Genomic DNA, 17365 nt, shown 5'->3' with positions numbered 1-17365 from the left:
TCTGTGAAAAATAAAAAAAGCCAGCAATTCGCTGACTTTAACTTACTTTTCATTTTCTAACGCTTTAATTACATAATAGATTTTCAAAGCTAACTGGCATCGGAAACGTACATCTCCTGACCGCAAATCTTCTTGTAATAAAGACTCGATTTTATCCATTCGATAACGAAAACCAGGAATTGATAGATTCAAAGCCTTCGCTGTTTTATTAACATTTCCACTGTTGTTTAAGAAAACCTCTAACGTATGAACAAGTGTTGCATTATTTTGCTCATCATAGCTTAATAGATGACCAAGTACCTCTTCGTAAAACTGTAAAAGCTCACTTGGGTTTGTCGTCTTTAAAAATAGCATAATATGCTGAAAGTTTTCGTAAATAGCTGATTGTGTCTGTCTAGGTGTTGCATATCGTAAAAATTGACAAATCAGTCTTGCCTCGTTGTGACTATTCCCAATTTCCTCTAACTTCTCGGCGTTTTTCCCTACACCAATATGGAAGATAGATTGTTTGAATCGCTCTTTTAAGCGTTTCGATAATACGCTAACAAAGTCTGACATATATTCGATATCTTTCTCACAATCTTCTAGAATGAGTAGGACCTCTTGATTTTTAATAAAGCATTCCACATTTAAATACTCTGTCATTAAAAAGCTGTGCAATACTTCCGGGTCCTCATGCTCAGTTGTTATGACAATTACACGATTGTTTTTACTCGGATCAAAATAGAAAATACTACGTGCCTTTTTAATAAGCTCCTCTGTGGAAGATTGTCTACTCATGACTTCATCTAAAAAATCAGACTTTCGTTGCCACTGTGATTGAGCAATTTGCATCTGCGTATATAAATAAATTGAGAAGACCGTAACAGCGCGTTCAATAATCATTTCCTGCTCGCGCGTTAAATTATTTTGACTAAGAATCACTAAAGTCCCCAATTGTTTTTTCATGGTCATAATCTCATATTCATGTCGAAACGCTTTTCTCTTACGACTTCCTTCTATATAAAGTTGCTCATCATCCTTATGCATAAAATAATAACCAATTGGCTTCATTAAATATCTACGTTCTACTGTTACACTACATTGTAAAGCATCACTTAAAAGATGTAAAAGTTGATTCAACGTATAGCCTTCAAGCATAGCAAGTGTCATTTGCTTATGGATGGTGTCAGAATGTAGGATAGAATTATTCAACGTTTTTAACTCATTATAAGTAGCGTCTAATTCGTCAGCTAAGGAGGTTTCTTGAAAATATCTTAATATATCTAGTTGCTTCGCTGTAGCATGCTCCTTTGTTCGTACGACAAATTTACAATAGTCATCACATTTACCACGACACTTTTCTTCAAAAACGACAATCTCCTTTGGATAGGTTTTTGCTAGAAAACCTGCTACATAACCGATCAGAGTCCAACATACACTTTCGTCACTAAAACCAAAATGGCGGACATGCTCCTCCGCCTCGTAAGAATGGAACCACTTACCTTCCATTTCAAATTTATCGTCACTTATTTCCAAAACATCAATTTCTACACTAACTACGCCTTCTAATGTATGGATCGCTGCGCCTGCTCTTATCAACTCTTTCAAATCTTTCCAATTGTACATCTTCTCAATAGAACCACCAGCACTATAACCGCATGCCCAACCATAGCGTAATAAAAAGCCTTTTGCTCGCTCCATATTCAACGTTTGAATGATATCACGCCTAAAGAACCCAAGTGCCTCAGCTGATTTTAAGATCATTCGATTCCCATTGAACTTTATGATGCCTGAACGTGGATTAATATCAATTGAATTTTCAAACACTAAACGATTTGCTTTCATCATATACACCCCTCTAAACATGAAGTCCTATCTATTTTTTCTTGCAATAACAAGGCTTGTACATTTTCCCCAAATCGAAATCACTAGATTGAAAGTATTTACTTTTATTTGCAATAATAGTATAAAATATTTTTTCTGATAATTCACTTAATTGTAACAACAAAATGTTTAGACATTTTTCTTCGATAAAAGTAAAAAAAAATGTACTGATCCTTTGATGAATCAGTACATTTTTACTTATAGCTTATTCACAAGTTCTAATAATGCAGTTAAAGAATCAACCTCATATGTTGGAGTGACAACGCCATTTGGTACATTGTTTTCACGATTAATCCAAACGTTACGCATACCTACACGAGATGAGCCTAATATATCAGTATTTAAGTTGTCTCCAACCATTACTGCATCGTCTGCTGTAATACTTGCTTTCTCCATGACATATTCGAAAATAGAGGCATCTGGTTTCCCTTTACCAAAGTCCCCAGAGATAATAATATGATCAAAATATGGCGCGATTTCTGGTGTAATTTCCAGCTTTAAATTTTGTAAACTTGGTGCTCCATTTGTCAGTAAAACGAGTTGATACTTTCCTTTAAGTTTATCTAATACATCAAAAGTATCCTCATATAAGAATGGAGCCACTTTACGCTCTGCCACAAAGCGCTCCCCTAGCCCCGCCCCTAGCTGTGCATCATCAATGCCAAGAGCTGCTAAGCCTTTTGTCCATGCTTCTGTACGATAGCCTGGTACAATATTTTTCATTTTTTGGAAAGAATCTGTTGGATCATCGAATGTGCCCCAAAGTCCTTCGAATGGGTTAATGCCGATTAACACCGTATAATCATATGTTTCATAGCCTTCATAAAGTGCACGTGCTTCTTTACGTACAGCTTCCTCTAGCTCACCTGGATTTACATTATGTATTGTTGCTGCGTATTCACACGTTTTCTCAAATGCTGTTTTGACAGACTTTTTATCCCATAACAGCGTATCATCTAAATCAAAAATAATTGTGTTAATTGACATTGTGTCAGCTCCTAGCTTCCTGTTAGTATAATTATTTTAGCATATATTCAAAATATTTAGCATAGCTTTTAGGCATTTTCGTTCTCGAGTTGGCCAGTAAAATATAGGCTCATCACCATCTTCTAGTGATGAGCCTATTTCCAGTCACTTATTCACTCTGTGACTAAGAGAGCTAACCATAAGCTGCTCTCATCGTTACCTGTCATTGTTCCAGCATTAATTCTTGCCCATTTGTACCCAAGACTCAAAGATCCTCTTTGTTTTCATGCGAATATAATAATAAGGTTCTTGCATTGCCTGTTGGACACTAATATTTTCATCTACCAATGATTCAACAACAGTAAAGTATTTGAGTAATTCAGGTTTATCATTTTCATCTATTGCCCCTGATAATAAGACAGTGTGTACATTCGCTAATGTTGCGGCCTTCGCCACCCCTAATGGTGCTTTCCCATGTAATGTTTGACGATCCGATTTTCCTTCACCTGTAAAAACAAACCCTGCACCTTCTAAATTCTTTTGTAACTGTACTGCATTAATCACAATCTCAATACCCGCATGAAAATTGCCGTTTAAAAAAGCTATTAATGCGCCTCCTATTCCCCCTGCAGCTCCTGCCCCTTTGAGGTCATGCAGTCGAATGTTAAATTGCTTTTCAACAATGTCTGCAAACTGCTTTAAGCAGCTATCAAAATAAGCAATTTGATGCTCTTTCACACCTTTTTGAGGCCCAAAAATAGCTGTTGCTCCCCGCTCTCCAATCAATGGATTATCAACATCACATGCAATAATAAATTTTGCTTTAGCTAATCGAGGATCTAGCTGACTAACATCAATTGAAGCTAAATCTAATAGTGCTGACACCCCATCAGCAATTAACGTGCCGTCTTCTTTTTTCAATTGCAGTCCAAGCGCCTTTAACATGCCAATACCAGCATCATTTGTAGCACTGCCACCAATGCCGATAATAAATTTCTTAAATCCTTCATCAAGAGCAGCCTTGATTAGCTGCCCCGTCCCATACGTCGATGCAAGCTCAGGATTTTTTTTCTTGTCCTGTAACAGCATAATACCGGATGCCTGAGCCATTTCAATAACACATGTCTCATTATCACCAAGTACACCATATCTTGCTTCAATTTCTCTCCCCAATGGGTCAAGCACATGTTGCGAAATATATTGACCATCTGTTGAGGCAACAAGTGCTTCTAGTGTACCTTCTCCACCGTCTGCAACTGGTAAAATGACTGTTTCAATCGATTGATCAACATCTAAGATTCCCGCACGCATTGCATTAGCCACCTCGATGGCCGACAAAGTCCCCTTATAGGAATCCGGACTAATAACGACTTTCATATTTTATACCCCCAATCATTTAAGTTAGGTGCTTTCAATCATTATATTTCAGACTAACAACATACTAGAGATTTATCGGAATGATTTTTAATTTTATCGGAACTTTTTGTGGATTTATCGGAATGTTTTCCAACTTTATCGGAACATTATCGAGATTTATCGGAATAAAAGAGGCAATCTGAACACCACGTCAGATTGCCATCACTTTTTTTATGCCTTATATAATTCATCTAAAAACTCAATTTTTTTACCGATTGCATCTTCAAACGTCATAATGTAGGCAGCAGGATCCTTTGGATTATGGAACTGCGTAATTTTCCCTGTTTCAGGATGAACAAATTTAGAGGATGCTCCACAGCCAATGCCTAAAATTGTCTGTACTTCTTCCATTATGACAATATTATAGATGCTTTCTTCGCCAGCTTTACTGTAGCCGACATTTTCTAAATTGCCTAAAATATTTTTTTGACGATATAAATAGTACGGTACATAATCATTTTCCTTCGTCCATACTTGTGCCATATGCATCATTTGTGCAACCGTATCACGGTCGGCTACCTTGTACTTATCCTTATTACGCGTCATTTCCGATGCACGCTTAAATGATAATGTGTGTACCGTTAATGATTCTGGCTGCATTTTTGCAGATTCATCTAATGAATGCTGGAACTCCTCAATCCCTTCATTCGGTAAACCAATGATTAAATCCATATTAATATTATTCATGCCTGATTCACGCGCTAGCCAAAACTTATCAATTGTTTCTTGTACCGTATGATGACGACCAATTGCTTTCAGTGTTTCATCTGTATACGATTGTGGATTAACACTTATTCGGTCAATGCCCCATTTTTTTAACACTTCTAGTTTTTCAGGTGTAATCGTATCAGGTCTACCCGCTTCGACGGTTACTTCACGGATTGTTTCAGGATGCGGGAAAGATTCATACATCGTTTGATACAATGCATCCATTTCATCTGCCTCAATAGATGTCGGTGTACCACCACCCCAATAAATGGACGTGATTTTCATATTATTTTCCTTCAGCCATTTCCCCATTTCACGTAATTCAATATGCAGCCCATCTAAAAATGTAGCAACACGCCCTTGCTTGCGATTGCTGCCAATTGCATACGCTGGGAAAGTGCAATAAGCACATTTAGTCGGGCAAAAAGGAATGCCGATATAAATACTAATTTCTTTACCGATAGCATCTATATCAGGAATCGTCACTAACTGACGAGCTACTATTTCTTTTAGTAACGCTACCTTTTCCTCTGACAGGCGGAAATCACGAATAAGAATATCAGCAATTTCTTCCTCACTCTTTCCAGCCTTCCGGAATTTATGGTAAAGCTTAGTTGGACGCACACCTGTTAAAATGCCCCATTGCTGATGCATTTCCGTATGTTGCTCTAGCACATCTAAAAATACGTGAGACAAAGCACGCTTAATACGAATATTTAGCTCACGTCCTTCAGCCTCAGATTCATATTGAATACGATAATCATTCGTATAACGCTTACCATCTACTTCAAGTACAGCTTTTGTAGAAATCGAGAAATCATCCCCAACGTTATATTCGAATGATACTTTCATATCTGTTCCTTCAGATTCTACTTTTAGCTTGGAATCCTCAAAAAATAAATTCGCAATATGATTTAATACGCGAATCCAATCCTCAGGATATTTTTGATCTATGTGAATAATTTTCATTTTCTTCGCTCTTTTCTCTCATAATTACAGTACCAATAGTTTAACAAATTTATATAACTTTAAGCAAAGCCGCAATTTATAACAGAACATTCTGTTTAATTTCTTTCAGCAGGTGTCCAAACATCCGCTGAAAGAAATTTCTTAGGGGATGTACAAAAACGATTCCGGACGCATTGTTTATCTGTAGCGAAAGCACAGCGTCAGCTACAATTATGCCGAGGCATAATTTATTAATAAAAAAATCCATTTTGAAAAATTTATCAAAATGGATTCTTATCTTTTATCTTTCAGCCGCGTTTGTTTTGAAATTTTCTTCTTTTAGTTTAAGAATCTTTCTTAATTCCATGCTTACTTTCTCCAAGTTTTTCATATCGGGCATAAAATAAGAAACATCATTGATATACTGATCTTTCCCTTTTATTTCTAACGTTTTTGTTGATAAGTTCTTGGAATTCAAATATTGCTTTTGGAGTGCGTAGATTTCATTGGGGTTTAAATCTGTTTCTACGTTTTTCCCTAAAATATCTGCAATTTGACCAATTTTAAATATTGTATTCGTCGATTTTGCTTGATTGATCGTTGCAGTCAGAAATTGTCTTTGTCTCTCTTCTCGTGAGTATGAAGCATTAACAGCTCTTTTTCTCATTCTTACAAATGCAAGTGCCTCTTCCCCGTTTAAATGTGCCTCTCCTTTATGAAATTCTATCCTCTTTTTATTGTAAAAATTATCTTCCCAGAAATCCTCTTTTACATCGATTGTTACTCCACCTAAAGCATCGACAATATCTCTAAAGCCATCAAAGTTTACTGCAATAAAGTTATCTATCGGTATATTAAGGAATTTTTCAACTGTCTCTAATTGCAGCTTAATTGCCCCATAGCCTGTAATTGATCCGTAATTATAAGCGGAATTGATTTTATGTATACCTGTATATTCCCCTGCATTTTCTATTTTAACTCTTGCATCTCGAGGTACTGTAATTAAGTTAATTTCAGATGTATCCGGGTTCAAAGTAATGACCATTTGAGTATCTGCTCGACCATCCTCCGCCTGACTAGAATAATTTTCAACACCTAATAATAAAATTGAGATTGGATCTTTTGTAAATGAGACTTCTTCTTCCCTTAAATCTGATTTATTTCCTTCCCTATTTAAATCGACCTTTGAACTATCATAGGCATTTTTAAATTTAACAAACGCATAAGCTCCATAACTAGTTACGGTTAATAGTAAAATTACAATTACTAGTAAGGTTATTTTTATTACTTTATTTTTAGGTTTCGCTTTTTTAGAGCTTCTTGATTTTCTTTCCAAATTAATACCTCTCTTCTGTTTGTATTCCTGAAGTAAAGTAATCTCCGTTGATAAAGACGTTATTTGTTCATTCAAGTTTCCTTAATTGACTATAATTGGAAATATAAAATTAAAAAATTCCCTATAAAGGCAAACCTACCTTTACAGGGATTTCTTGAATTATTTTAAGTAGTCCTCTACAAATTCAACTGGTACATATGTTTTATTCGCTTCTAACAAGGCAGGCGCTGCATTAAGTGGGCGTAATGCTTTGTTATAACCAAACATTTTTTCTCCACGAGTTATTGTGTAAGATAAATTACCTTTTGATACAATTGCACCTTTACCTGTCGACTCTACTTTATAGCCAAGCTTTTCGGCAATCAAACGCAATGGAACCATTTTTGTTCCATCTACTTCATAATAATCTGTCGCGATTATTTGTGCTATTTCCGCTTGTACAGTATTTTCTGTTGTATTTTCAGACTCGTCATCAAGAACAATTACTTTTGAAGGTGTTGTTTGAGCTGGGATACTTTTTGTTGAAGCTGTATAGAAAACAACTAAGTTCTTCTCTGTTAAATCTTTAGCTGCAACTTTCTCTCCCTTTGTATTTAAAAGCTCCGTGTTTTCACCAATGATTAATTTTAACATATCATAAGTATTTGTTAGGTTTTCAAAGAAGTAATCAACTTCAGCAAATCCAGCTTCCTCAGTTTCAACAATGACAACATCAGGATTGAATTGTGGTGGATAAATTAATTTTTGTGGCTTGTTTGCAAATGTATAAGCTACTACTTTATCCCCTTCTTTAAGTTCCACTTTTTTACCTGTATTATCGAAAACAAGTGTTTCCTTTGTTATCTCTAAAATATTAGTTTGATCGCCATCTTTTACTGTGAAATATGTAAGGCTTTCATTAGAATTGACTTTTTCAACTGTTCCTTGAGTAGTGTTGAAAATGTGAACAGGATCAATTTGAATTTGTGGTGCTTGCTGTTCTGTCTCTGTCGGATTTTCATTTGCTGAAGCGACTGGTATTGCTACACTTCCAAATAATAATGCTGTCATTGCTACAGGTGCAAATTTTTTCATGTTCATAATATCTCTCCTTATTATTAGGTTCATAGTAGTAGTAGGTTTAGAATGGTAAAAGTTTCATTAAAATAGGAAAAATTGTGATAAAATTAATTCACCAGTAAATACCATTATAATTACCAATGGCGAACGGAATGATTGGATATTATTTCACCAATTGATTGTTCAATATCTTTATAGCTTTCATTACCATCTTCTGCAGTAAATTTAGACAAAAAAACTGCACCTCCAATTGTTAGATGGTCTGTCTAACAATTGGGGCGCAGTTCATAAATACTGGTGATTTCTCTTTTGGGGTGTCTAATACCTAATCCTTTACAATTTCCCTTAATCCTGTGATGTCGATACCGTTTAATGCTTGGGTTGCAAGACGATCGGCTTCAGAGTTTTCTTTACGTGAAATAAGCTTGTACTCTGGCTGGATACTGAGCTCCTCTAGCTTCGCATCAATTTTATCTGCCCAGCTAGATAAATTCTTTTCAAGTGCTGGCCATTCCCCACTCAATTGATTGATAACGACTTGGGAATCGCCAGTGAAACAAACGGGCAAATGGTGAACGTTCAATAGCTCAAGCTCGACTAGCCCTAAATAAAGCGCTGCGTATTCTGCCTCATTGTTGGATTTAAGCTCTGATGAAAAAGAATTTTGTCTTAATCGATATGGCTTGCCATTTTGCTCATAATATATCGCACAGCCTAGCCCTGATTGTCTTGTTGCAAGATCAAAGCCACCATCAAAATAGACTGTAATATTGTGTGGCTCAGTATCAATTTCCTTTAAATATGCCTTGAGTTCCTTCAAAGACCAATTTGTATCCTGTCGATCGATACAATGCAGTGATTTTACTCTCCCAGTGCGCTCCATGTCCTCGGCAAGTAGTAATGCTTGAGCTGCCGGCATTTCTTCTGAACGCAAAACAGTTTCCGCACCCTTTTTCGCTTTATAGGTCCATTCAATGATTACATGCATAGTATAACCTCCAATAGGTATTGAGCCATAAATTGAAAACGTGCTCCGGCTTGCGGAAACACGTTTTTCTTCTTACTTGTTATATGTGCAACTATTAGTATTTTTATGCCTAAGAAAGCTGTTTGGTCAGCTCGATACTCCAGGTTGTGACGCTAGAACCTGTTGTTCTGCTGCTTGGATATTGAACTTCGCCGCTAAATCATGCTTTTCCGCCGCTTGAATGCTCTTCTTAGCTGTTAAAATTCTTCATACAATACTTGAATAGGTTTTATTAAGATGCGGTTTACTTCTTCAATTATTTTACTTAGATTCATTTCTGCCTCAAGCATTGCAGAAATTTTTGCATTTTGCTGTGCAAGTTGTGCCGTTTTTTGTGCGTATATAAGTTCATCTTCCAGTATTTCTTCGCCAGTTAATTGCTTGTTCTGTAGGTCCATTTGCACCTTACGGAAACTTTGGAATAGATTTAAAGCCTCTTTATCTTCCTTAACAACTGTCACTGCTTCTTTTAACGCTTCAAATTCAGGTGTTTTACGGAAAGTTGCCTCTAACGTATTAATTTCATTGTAAATATTAATCATAAACATATTTCTCCTTTTTAAATAAAGTAAACAATTAACCCTTGCACAATCCCAATCAATCCACCAAGAACTGCACCAAGTACTGTAATCATCTTAAACTCACGTTTTGAAATACCAAGTACAAGCTCCTCTAATTTCTCTACAGGGAAAGAATCAACCTGCTCACGTACTACTTCTTGTAAATTTAAGCGTTTCAACACATCTTCTAATCTGTCTTCAGCTTTTACAAAAGCTTTTTCAATAGCTTTTGGGATTACTGTTTCCTTCATCCACGAATTACCTTCTGGCCAATAATGTGAAATGGGTTGATTCAAGCGCTCTTCAACTGCTAATTGTTCTTTTACATAAGTTTGTAATTTCGATAATATTGGTTCAAAATGGATATCTTGTAAGAAATCCATTGCTGGGCGATCTTTTAATTTCTCCCATTCCTGAGTAAAAATTTTCGTCAGTAATGCTGATGTTCCTGGTGCCTGTAAAAATTTCACAAGCTCACGCTGAACTTTTGCCACGAGTGACGAAGAATCACCTAAAAACATATTAATCATTCCACCAAGCGATCCTTTTGACGATAAAAAGTCATCAATCATCGCCTTAATTGTCATTTCACCCTCAGGTGATAAAAAATAATCCTCGCCCTTTTCTAAAATATGATCGACCGCTACCGAAATCTTTCCATCAATTGTAGTTTGAATATCTGCTGATAATAATGTCCGAATTGATTTCGTTGATAGTGTATTCTTAACTGATGCAAATTGTCCCTCAACAATTGCTTCTACCTTCTGTTCAATTGTTGTTGGCATGTTGGAAAATCCAGCTAATGATAGCCAATCTTGAATTGTTTTATCATTTGTAAAAATCGTTTCTTCTACCTTTGTTTGTACAAACTGTTCAACCTTTTCCTGAATATCCTTTGAGAAAAATTTCTTTCTAAAAGTTTCAGGCGTTAATAAATAATTCACAACTGTTAGTCCAAGTTGCTTCGCTAATTCGTCACGGCGTTTTGGAATAAGACCTGGTGTAAAAGGCACTCGCCAATTTTTAATATATATAGCTTTGTGTGGTCGAAAAAGCATTTTAATGGCTAGGTGATTCGTTACACCACCAATTGCAGCTCCAATGACTGCCATAAATATTAATGTCACTAGAAAATTATCCATTAGTATCCTCTCATTTCAATTGTATTCACTATTGGCGTATTTTGTCGCCTGCTGCACTCATTATAGCAGAGCAATGATTTTCTACGAAAGAAATACCCCCTATTAAGTGTATAGATTAACTATTTTTATCTATTTTCATTAACTTGAAGATGCCGATTTCCGCTGCGGGCTACCCGCTTCCCTCTGCTTCCATCTGCTAACTATCAAAAATAGGAATGTAATTTATTGAAACTTATGCTATGTATATAAGTTGATCTTCGTTCCGACTGGGCGACTCCTTGGGGACTAGCGATAGAGGACAGAAATCAACCACACATTATGATTATGTATAAGCATATAACCGTCAATCACAATGCGCCCGTAAAGTGAATAGTTGCAAAATTACCTTTATCCTTGAATAATATTAACTACATATATTAAGAAATGGGGTTTGGTTATGATTCAGCATTTTAGCTTTAAGCCTTTATTTGAAAATTCTCAGCTCCCAGGTTGGTCTATTTCGTTCTTTTATCAACGCGAACGTTATACAGCAGAGTACTTAAAAGATGGTGTTATACAATGGAATGGACCTATCCCTCCAAACGAAGAGGAAGTTAAAAAAATGATTCATGAGCTTATGTTGTACCATGTTTACGACTGATTAATTTCGCCTTGGCGAAGCTGTCGCTACAAAAAAGATACATGCTATATTAAAAGTAGTATTTCTCTGTTCTTACACTGCATAAAAACACCTATTTTTTACTAATTTCTGCACTGCTATTATCGTAAATTGTTTAAGTATATTGAAATTCCCTTATTTTTCTTATACATTTAGGATATTAAGTATTAAAGGTTTTTTATGCAGGAGGCTATTTCAATGAGTAACGTCACTCTTTCTGATGACTTAAACAGTTATAATTCAAAAATATTAATTCGCGCAAAAGTAAAAGAAGTTTTTTCCGAATTTTCCGCTAAAATTTTCGAGTTAGTAAATGAGGCTGAATCTATTGATAGTAAAAAATTTGAGGCTCTTTCTGGCTTTAAAAGTGATTTCTACAATGAATACTGCAGTCAATTAAAAGGCTTTTTCGATTCATCAGCTAGTACTTTCGGAAAAAGATCTGTAAAAAATATGTATTTAACGTATAAAGACGAAAATTATATTTTTACACAGCAAGGTATAACAGAAAAAGCACCTGTTACAATTTCACTTTTCTCAGGTGAGATACCGTTAAAAGAAACGCTACACGATGTGGAGAAAGCGTGCTTGAAATTACGTTTTCAACAGCAATAAATAATTAAAGTAAAAGGAGCCATCTCATATAAATGAAAATGGCCCCTTTTTTATGAAAAATTATTCTGAAATTAAAGAGTCATATTATCGCTCTTCAGCAAAACAAGGGGTTGATTTCCGTTCCGACTGGGCGCTTTCCTGGGGGCGTCCGATGAGCCGCTTCACTCGCGTTGCTCGCTCCAGGGTCTCATCTGTGACACTAATCCCCAAGGAGTCGCCCAGTCTCCACTCCAATCAACTTCTTTACTTAAGGTATATTTTTGACATATCACTCTAATTTATAATGATAAAACGTAACTTCTGCTACAATTGTTTGCGAAAGCGAAGCGACTTTCTCCAACATCTACATAAATTTCTTTGACCATTTTATTTTCAATATTACAAAGGAGCCACCTCATATGAATGAGGTGGCTCCTTTTTGTTGCTATTAAAAATAATTCATTTAAAAAAATCCGCAAGTAAAGCTCTCTTGAGATTTTTGACGTGTCGTTTTATATGAGATGCAAATGCTTCTTTCTCTAAACAAACTATCTTCTTTGCTCCATTTAAAGTTAGCATAACAAATTTTTATTTTCAATCTTTTGGTGTTTGAAATTATTTAATTTCTTCAATTTACGGTTTGGAAATCAAGTAAAAAAAAATGTTGTCAATATTTGTGTTTTGCCTGTAAATATTTTATGATTAAATCATTCTACAATTTTTTTAAATCATAGGAGGTGTACACTTTGTTTACCTCCCTCATTCGGGCGGGGACAAAGGAATTATTTGGACGGAGACATAATGGAAATAACCATAAGGTTGGCGGCATTTGCCCTACTAATAATAATGACAGGATTTTTCGTTGCAACCGAATTTGCAATCGTTAAAGTAAGATCTACACGTATTGATCAATTGCTTGCAGAAGGGAATAAAAAAGCGAAAAATGCAAAACGTGTAATTTCAGATTTAGATGAATACTTATCTGCATGTCAATTAGGTATTACGATCACTGCTTTAGGTCTAGGTTGGCTTGGTGAACCTACATTTAAGATTATCTTGAATCCAGTGTTTGAATTTCTAAATTTGAGTGAAAATTTTACTACTGTCCTTTCATTTATACTTGCATTCTCAATTGTAACGTTTATGCATGTAGTTATGGGGGAATTGGCGCCAAAAACACTTGCCATCCAAAAAGCAGAACTTGTAACATTAAACTTATCTGGCCCATTAATTTTATTCCACAACATTACGTATCCAATCATTAAGTTGTTAAACGGATCTGCACGTGGCTTAACTGGCCTTTTCGGCTTAAAAATGATGTCAGAATCAGAAGTAGCCCATACTGAAGAAGAGTTACGTATGATTTTGTCGGATAGTTTAAAAGGTGGAGAAATTAATACTTCAGAATATGAATATGTGAACAGTATTTTTGAGTTCTCTGATCGTCTTGCAAAAGAAATCATGGTCCCACGTACTGAAATCGTCGGTATTGAAAAAGAACTAACGATTAGAGAAGTTTTCGATTTAATGGGCGTTGAGCAATATACCCGTTACCCAATTATCGATGGCGACAAGGACCATATTATTGGCTTAGTCAATATGAAGCACTTATTAACTGCTTACATTAAAGACCCAGCAAATGGTGATAAACTAGTTATTGACTATATGCAGCCGATTATTCGCGTAATGGAAACAACGCAAATTAACGATTTGTTACTAAAAATACAGCGTGAACGCATTCATATGGCCATTTTAATGGATGAATATGGCGGAACATCTGGTCTAGTTACGATTGAAGATATTATTGAGGAAATTGTCGGCGACATTCAAGATGAATTCGATGAGGACGAAATTCCAGAGGTTCAGGAAATTGCAGAAAATCATTTTATTTTAGATGCTAAGATGCTAGTTGAAAACGTTAATGATATGCTAGGTACTGACATAGAAGATGATGATATTGATACAATCGGTGGTTGGTTCATGACAAAGCGCTTTGATGCGGTCGAAGGAGACAGTATTGAAGAACAAGGTTATGAATTTATCGCAAAAGAATTAGATGTTCACCATATTTTATACTTAGAAGTTCTGAAATTACCTGAACGTGATTTATCAAATGACAACGGTGAAGTAAATAACTAAAATTAATTATGCCTTGGCATAATTGCGTTCGGATTCGGCTTTGTACTTGCACAAAGCATGAGTTCTACTATTTCAGCGGATGTTTGGACAAGCGCTGAAAGAAGATAAATTGCCTTATAGTATTTGCCGTGGTAATAGCTAATCGCGCTTGTATGATTCAGGCGATAAAATTAATATTTTGCCCACAACCTATAATGGCAAGAGCTTCTACTGAAATAAAATAAATATATACTAAAAAACGACTCCCTTCACCTTACACGAGAAGGGGGTCGTTTTATCATGCGCGAAAGTTTTGTGTGGAGGAAACAAAACTATAGAAATCTTTTTGGAAGCAGTTCAAAGCCTCACAGATACCTTTGACATTGAAGAAGTCGAAACATTATCCGTTTTAATCCGCAATGTTGACGGAGTGATCGTGCTCATGGCAACAAGCATTTTATAGACGTAACAGTTACCGTCGATCCTTACTTAAATGTCTTTGAAAGTCACCGAATCAATCACAGCTCTTTATTCATTGAAAGTGCTATTAAAATTCTTTAAGGTTTATGGTTCACCAATCCCCATTGCTAAAAGTAATAGAAAGGCAAAAACCAAAACTAATACATTTGCGATTAGACCGATCAAACCAAAAATACGTAGTTTAGACATTATCAAAGCGATTACAGCAAATATAATACCAATTATTGATAAAATGCTAAAAACAGTGATACCAAAATAAATATCAAAATCAGGCCCTCTTTGTATATAGAAAAAGATAACACTTACTATCGCGGGTAATAAAGATATAACACTTAAAATGTCTCCTGCTTTTCTCCTAGCCAAACAACTAATCCCTCCCTCAGTTGTCTTTATCCCCTTCTTGCAGCAATAAACGACTCATCACCATAACGTGGTTCGCTACTCAGCAATTATCACCATAATATTCCTTTTCTTCATTATACAGAAACATAATTATAGAAATGTATGCCTTTACACTATTTCAAATGTAAAATTTTTAACGTAAACAAGCTTCCTATCCACCATAGATAGGAAGCTTAATTTGTTTAAAATAAATTTATTTAATGGCAATATAAATATCGACCTGAGCTTCTTGTGGGTTGGCACATCGTTCATCGTACATTTCAAAGTCACCTGTGTATGTTCGTTCTACATCCGAGCTTGCGAACCAAGCCCAGACATCCTGCCAAGCTTTTACGACAACTTCTTCAAATGGACCTTTGTCAGAAGTAAAAACTAAATATTTGGCAGCTGGCACTGTTTTGGCAGTCATCCCCTCTGGAATTTCGTTGGCAGCTAATACTTCCACTCCAAGTGTAATTGAATACTCTCCATTAACATCCGTTTCGTAATCAGAATACAGACCATATGTTACTTGATTTACTGCATTAGCTATTTGTCCTACAACATCTTGCTGATAAAAGCTTGACCATAATTGCGGGATTTTTGCTTGAGATGTTATTTCATTCGCATTACTTGTTCGTGCTGAAATTCCTACGATTTGAAATGACTCTTTATTCATCACAACTGGTTCTTTTATTTCATGTTTTCTCCATCTCTTTAAGCTTGGTAAAAAAGAAGCCAACATTCGACGTGCTTCTTCTTCCACCATACCATCTTCCTTTAAATGTGGTACACAGATTTCGACCATTTCTTCAACTGTTAGATTTGGCTGCTTGAACTCTCCTAATTCATAACAATATGTGCAATAATCCTGACTTTTGTGTCCTACTTTTTCTGTACCAAGTAATGCTTCATCCACTAATGGCATTCCACAGCTTTGACAATAACTTTGCATGATTAAATCCACCCTTCTTTCTATTTGTTATGACTATAACAAAGGAAACCTGACATCTGTATGTCATCAATTGCGTCGAAGTTAAAATTATTTATACAACTCAACAATTTCTCGGGCTCGTTTTAATACAATTTCTCTTATATGAAGTGGTTCCAAAACTTTTAGGCGATGGCCAAAGCTAAGAAGAAAGCCATATAGCCATTCATCCTCAGGCAATGCAATTTTAATAGTTGAACTCTCTATATCTACATGCTCAGCGCCAAATGATTCTTCTACTAAGGTCGTTATTGCTGGTTCGAAAGATAACGTAAGGTTTACAATATTTTGAGAGCGATGCCATTCTTTATCCCATGGGAGTTCCGACAAGTTGACTTCTTTACGCTGGAATGCCTCCATCTCTTCTTTTATATCCTTCATTCTAGAAATTTTAAATAAGCGAAAGTCCTCTCTCAATGTGCAATAGCCATAAACATACCAAACTTTCCCCTTTTGTACTAAAGTGTGCGGCTCTAATAATCGTCTTGTTATACGACCATGTGTAGTAGAATACGTAAAGCTTATACATTGCTCGTGTTCAATGGCATTTTTTAATAACGTAATCTGTTTCTTAAAAATAACATTTGGCCCCCATGGACTAAGGTCAATAAAAAGTTGATCAATAGATTGTTTTACTTTTTCATCCGCAACACCTGTTAATTTTTCAAGCACTGCTTCAGCATGTGAATCCTCGTATGTTGTTAGCGCACTTTTAATGGCAATAGAAAGTGACGTAAGCTCCTCCTTTGTCAACACCTGCTTATCAACACGATAGCCATCAATTAAACTAATCCCACCATTAACCCCCTGCTGGCTAATAACAGGGACCCCAGCACAGCTCAATGTTTCAATATCTCGATAAATAGTACGAACTGACACATTAAATAAATCGGCAAGCTCCTGGGCTGTCACCTTTTTACGATTTATTAAAATCATTGTCATCGTTAAAAGACGCTCTAATTTCATATTTGTACTCCTTTACGATAAATTCTATTTGTCCTATACTAATTGCGTTTTACCTACTTATTCCCTATCTATTTTAAGTATTTTTTGAGTTTTATTTAAGTCTATATAAAAAACAACTTAGGTCTTATAATCAGCGCTATTAAACGGAG

Annotated in this window: 15 protein-coding genes and 1 pseudogene; 4 read left to right on the top strand and 12 right to left on the bottom strand. The window is 35.7% G+C overall.

All coding sequences use genetic code 11. The features are described 5' to 3' along the window. Nucleotides 1-42 precede the first annotated feature (42 nt). The 9 genes from ACQKNC_RS16255 to ACQKNC_RS16215 all read right to left on the bottom strand — a co-directional run bounded on the left by ACQKNC_RS16255 (nucleotide 43) and on the right by ACQKNC_RS16215 (nucleotide 11028). A complete protein-coding gene (locus ACQKNC_RS16255; protein WP_427425812.1) occupies nucleotides 43-1830 on the bottom strand; it encodes a XylR N-terminal domain-containing protein in 1788 nt (595 codons plus the stop codon). A gap of 234 nt (nucleotides 1831-2064) precedes the next feature. Next, nucleotides 2065-2853: an HAD family hydrolase gene (locus ACQKNC_RS16250; protein WP_427425811.1), complete on the bottom strand. Its 789-nt coding sequence runs from the start codon at nucleotides 2851-2853 to the stop codon at nucleotides 2065-2067. Between the two features lie 216 nt (nucleotides 2854-3069). Continuing rightward, nucleotides 3070-4209 carry a glycerate kinase gene (locus ACQKNC_RS16245; protein WP_427425810.1) on the bottom strand — a complete coding sequence of 380 codons (1140 nt, stop codon included), beginning with the start codon at nucleotides 4207-4209 and terminating at the stop codon, nucleotides 3070-3072. A 210-nt stretch (nucleotides 4210-4419) separates the two neighbouring features. Then, a complete protein-coding gene (locus ACQKNC_RS16240) occupies nucleotides 4420-5925 on the bottom strand; it encodes a coproporphyrinogen III oxidase (RefSeq protein WP_427425809.1) in 1506 nt (501 codons plus the stop codon). Between the two features lie 280 nt (nucleotides 5926-6205). Continuing rightward, complete coding sequence (locus ACQKNC_RS16235; RefSeq protein ID WP_427425808.1) at nucleotides 6206-7240, bottom strand: LCP family protein; 1035 nt, start codon at nucleotides 7238-7240, stop codon at nucleotides 6206-6208. A gap of 159 nt (nucleotides 7241-7399) precedes the next feature. Next, nucleotides 7400-8320 (bottom strand): stalk domain-containing protein, encoded by a 921-nt coding sequence (locus tag ACQKNC_RS16230; protein WP_427425807.1) that lies wholly within the window; start codon nucleotides 8318-8320, stop codon nucleotides 7400-7402. A 304-nt stretch (nucleotides 8321-8624) separates the two neighbouring features. Further along, nucleotides 8625-9287, bottom strand: a complete 663-nt coding sequence (locus ACQKNC_RS16225; protein WP_427425806.1) for a ribonuclease H family protein — start codon at nucleotides 9285-9287, stop codon at nucleotides 8625-8627. 236 nt (nucleotides 9288-9523) lie between these two features. Beyond that, nucleotides 9524-9868: a YlbF family regulator gene (locus ACQKNC_RS16220; RefSeq protein ID WP_427425805.1), complete on the bottom strand. Its 345-nt coding sequence runs from the start codon at nucleotides 9866-9868 to the stop codon at nucleotides 9524-9526. Between the two features lie 17 nt (nucleotides 9869-9885). Continuing rightward, nucleotides 9886-11028 carry a DUF445 domain-containing protein gene (locus tag ACQKNC_RS16215; protein WP_427425804.1) on the bottom strand — a complete coding sequence of 381 codons (1143 nt, stop codon included), beginning with the start codon at nucleotides 11026-11028 and terminating at the stop codon, nucleotides 9886-9888. A 436-nt stretch (nucleotides 11029-11464) separates the two neighbouring features. Between ACQKNC_RS16215 and ACQKNC_RS16210 the strand changes: the two genes are divergently transcribed. From ACQKNC_RS16210 to ACQKNC_RS16195, 4 genes and pseudogenes are all read left to right on the top strand, one after another. Continuing rightward, nucleotides 11465-11668 (top strand): YheE family protein, encoded by a 204-nt coding sequence (locus tag ACQKNC_RS16210; RefSeq protein ID WP_053485851.1) that lies wholly within the window; start codon nucleotides 11465-11467, stop codon nucleotides 11666-11668. Nucleotides 11669-11884: 216 nt separating this feature from the next. After that, on the top strand, nucleotides 11885-12301 hold the full coding sequence (locus tag ACQKNC_RS16205) for a hypothetical protein (RefSeq protein ID WP_427425803.1): 417 nt from the start codon (nucleotides 11885-11887) through the stop codon (nucleotides 12299-12301). Between the two features lie 780 nt (nucleotides 12302-13081). Next, nucleotides 13082-14419 (top strand): hemolysin family protein, encoded by a 1338-nt coding sequence (locus tag ACQKNC_RS16200; protein ID WP_427425802.1) that lies wholly within the window; start codon nucleotides 13082-13084, stop codon nucleotides 14417-14419. Between the two features lie 313 nt (nucleotides 14420-14732). Further along, a pseudogene (locus tag ACQKNC_RS16195) lies at nucleotides 14733-14959 on the top strand (transporter); the annotation flags it as partial. Nucleotides 14960-14962: 3 nt separating this feature from the next. Here ACQKNC_RS16195 and ACQKNC_RS16190 read toward each other — a convergent pair. The 3 genes from ACQKNC_RS16190 to ACQKNC_RS16180 all read right to left on the bottom strand — a co-directional run bounded on the left by ACQKNC_RS16190 (nucleotide 14963) and on the right by ACQKNC_RS16180 (nucleotide 17216). Next, entirely contained in the window at nucleotides 14963-15241 is a 279-nt protein-coding gene (locus ACQKNC_RS16190; protein WP_427425801.1) for a hypothetical protein, read from the bottom strand. 232 nt (nucleotides 15242-15473) lie between these two features. Further along, nucleotides 15474-16214: an effector binding domain-containing protein gene (locus ACQKNC_RS16185; RefSeq protein WP_427425800.1), complete on the bottom strand. Its 741-nt coding sequence runs from the start codon at nucleotides 16212-16214 to the stop codon at nucleotides 15474-15476. An 87-nt stretch (nucleotides 16215-16301) separates the two neighbouring features. Then, nucleotides 16302-17216 carry a helix-turn-helix transcriptional regulator gene (locus ACQKNC_RS16180; RefSeq protein WP_427425799.1) on the bottom strand — a complete coding sequence of 305 codons (915 nt, stop codon included), beginning with the start codon at nucleotides 17214-17216 and terminating at the stop codon, nucleotides 16302-16304. Nucleotides 17217-17365: the final 149 nt, after the last annotated feature.

This window comes from Lysinibacillus sp. NPDC094177, from assembly GCF_050279145.1.
Taxonomy (GTDB): Bacteria; Bacillota; Bacilli; order Bacillales_A; family Planococcaceae; genus Lysinibacillus.
Note: the sequence above shows the minus strand (reverse complement) of the source record. Positions and strands in the feature narration are given on the sequence as shown.

What these genes read in the sequence shown, in the direction of transcription:
- ACQKNC_RS16255 (WP_427425812.1), bottom strand. Translation starts at nt 1,830, where the DNA reads ATGATGAAAGCAAATCGTTTAGTGTTTGAAAATTCAATTGATATTAAT.
- ACQKNC_RS16250 (WP_427425811.1), bottom strand. Translation starts at nt 2,853, where the DNA reads ATGTCAATTAACACAATTATTTTTGATTTAGATGATACGCTGTTATGG.
- ACQKNC_RS16245 (WP_427425810.1), bottom strand. Translation starts at nt 4,209, where the DNA reads ATGAAAGTCGTTATTAGTCCGGATTCCTATAAGGGGACTTTGTCGGCC.
- ACQKNC_RS16240 (WP_427425809.1), bottom strand. Translation starts at nt 5,925, where the DNA reads ATGAAAATTATTCACATAGATCAAAAATATCCTGAGGATTGGATTCGC.
- ACQKNC_RS16230 (WP_427425807.1), bottom strand. Translation starts at nt 8,320, where the DNA reads ATGAACATGAAAAAATTTGCACCTGTAGCAATGACAGCATTATTATTT.
- ACQKNC_RS16225 (WP_427425806.1), bottom strand. Translation starts at nt 9,287, where the DNA reads ATGCATGTAATCATTGAATGGACCTATAAAGCGAAAAAGGGTGCGGAA.
- ACQKNC_RS16220 (WP_427425805.1), bottom strand. Translation starts at nt 9,868, where the DNA reads ATGATTAATATTTACAATGAAATTAATACGTTAGAGGCAACTTTCCGT.
- ACQKNC_RS16215 (WP_427425804.1), bottom strand. Translation starts at nt 11,028, where the DNA reads ATGGATAATTTTCTAGTGACATTAATATTTATGGCAGTCATTGGAGCT.
- ACQKNC_RS16210 (WP_053485851.1), top strand. Translation starts at nt 11,465, where the DNA reads ATGATTCAGCATTTTAGCTTTAAGCCTTTATTTGAAAATTCTCAGCTC.
- ACQKNC_RS16205 (WP_427425803.1), top strand. Translation starts at nt 11,885, where the DNA reads ATGAGTAACGTCACTCTTTCTGATGACTTAAACAGTTATAATTCAAAA.
- ACQKNC_RS16200 (WP_427425802.1), top strand. Translation starts at nt 13,082, where the DNA reads ATGGAAATAACCATAAGGTTGGCGGCATTTGCCCTACTAATAATAATG.
- ACQKNC_RS16185 (WP_427425800.1), bottom strand. Translation starts at nt 16,214, where the DNA reads ATGCAAAGTTATTGTCAAAGCTGTGGAATGCCATTAGTGGATGAAGCA.
- ACQKNC_RS16180 (WP_427425799.1), bottom strand. Translation starts at nt 17,216, where the DNA reads ATGAAATTAGAGCGTCTTTTAACGATGACAATGATTTTAATAAATCGT.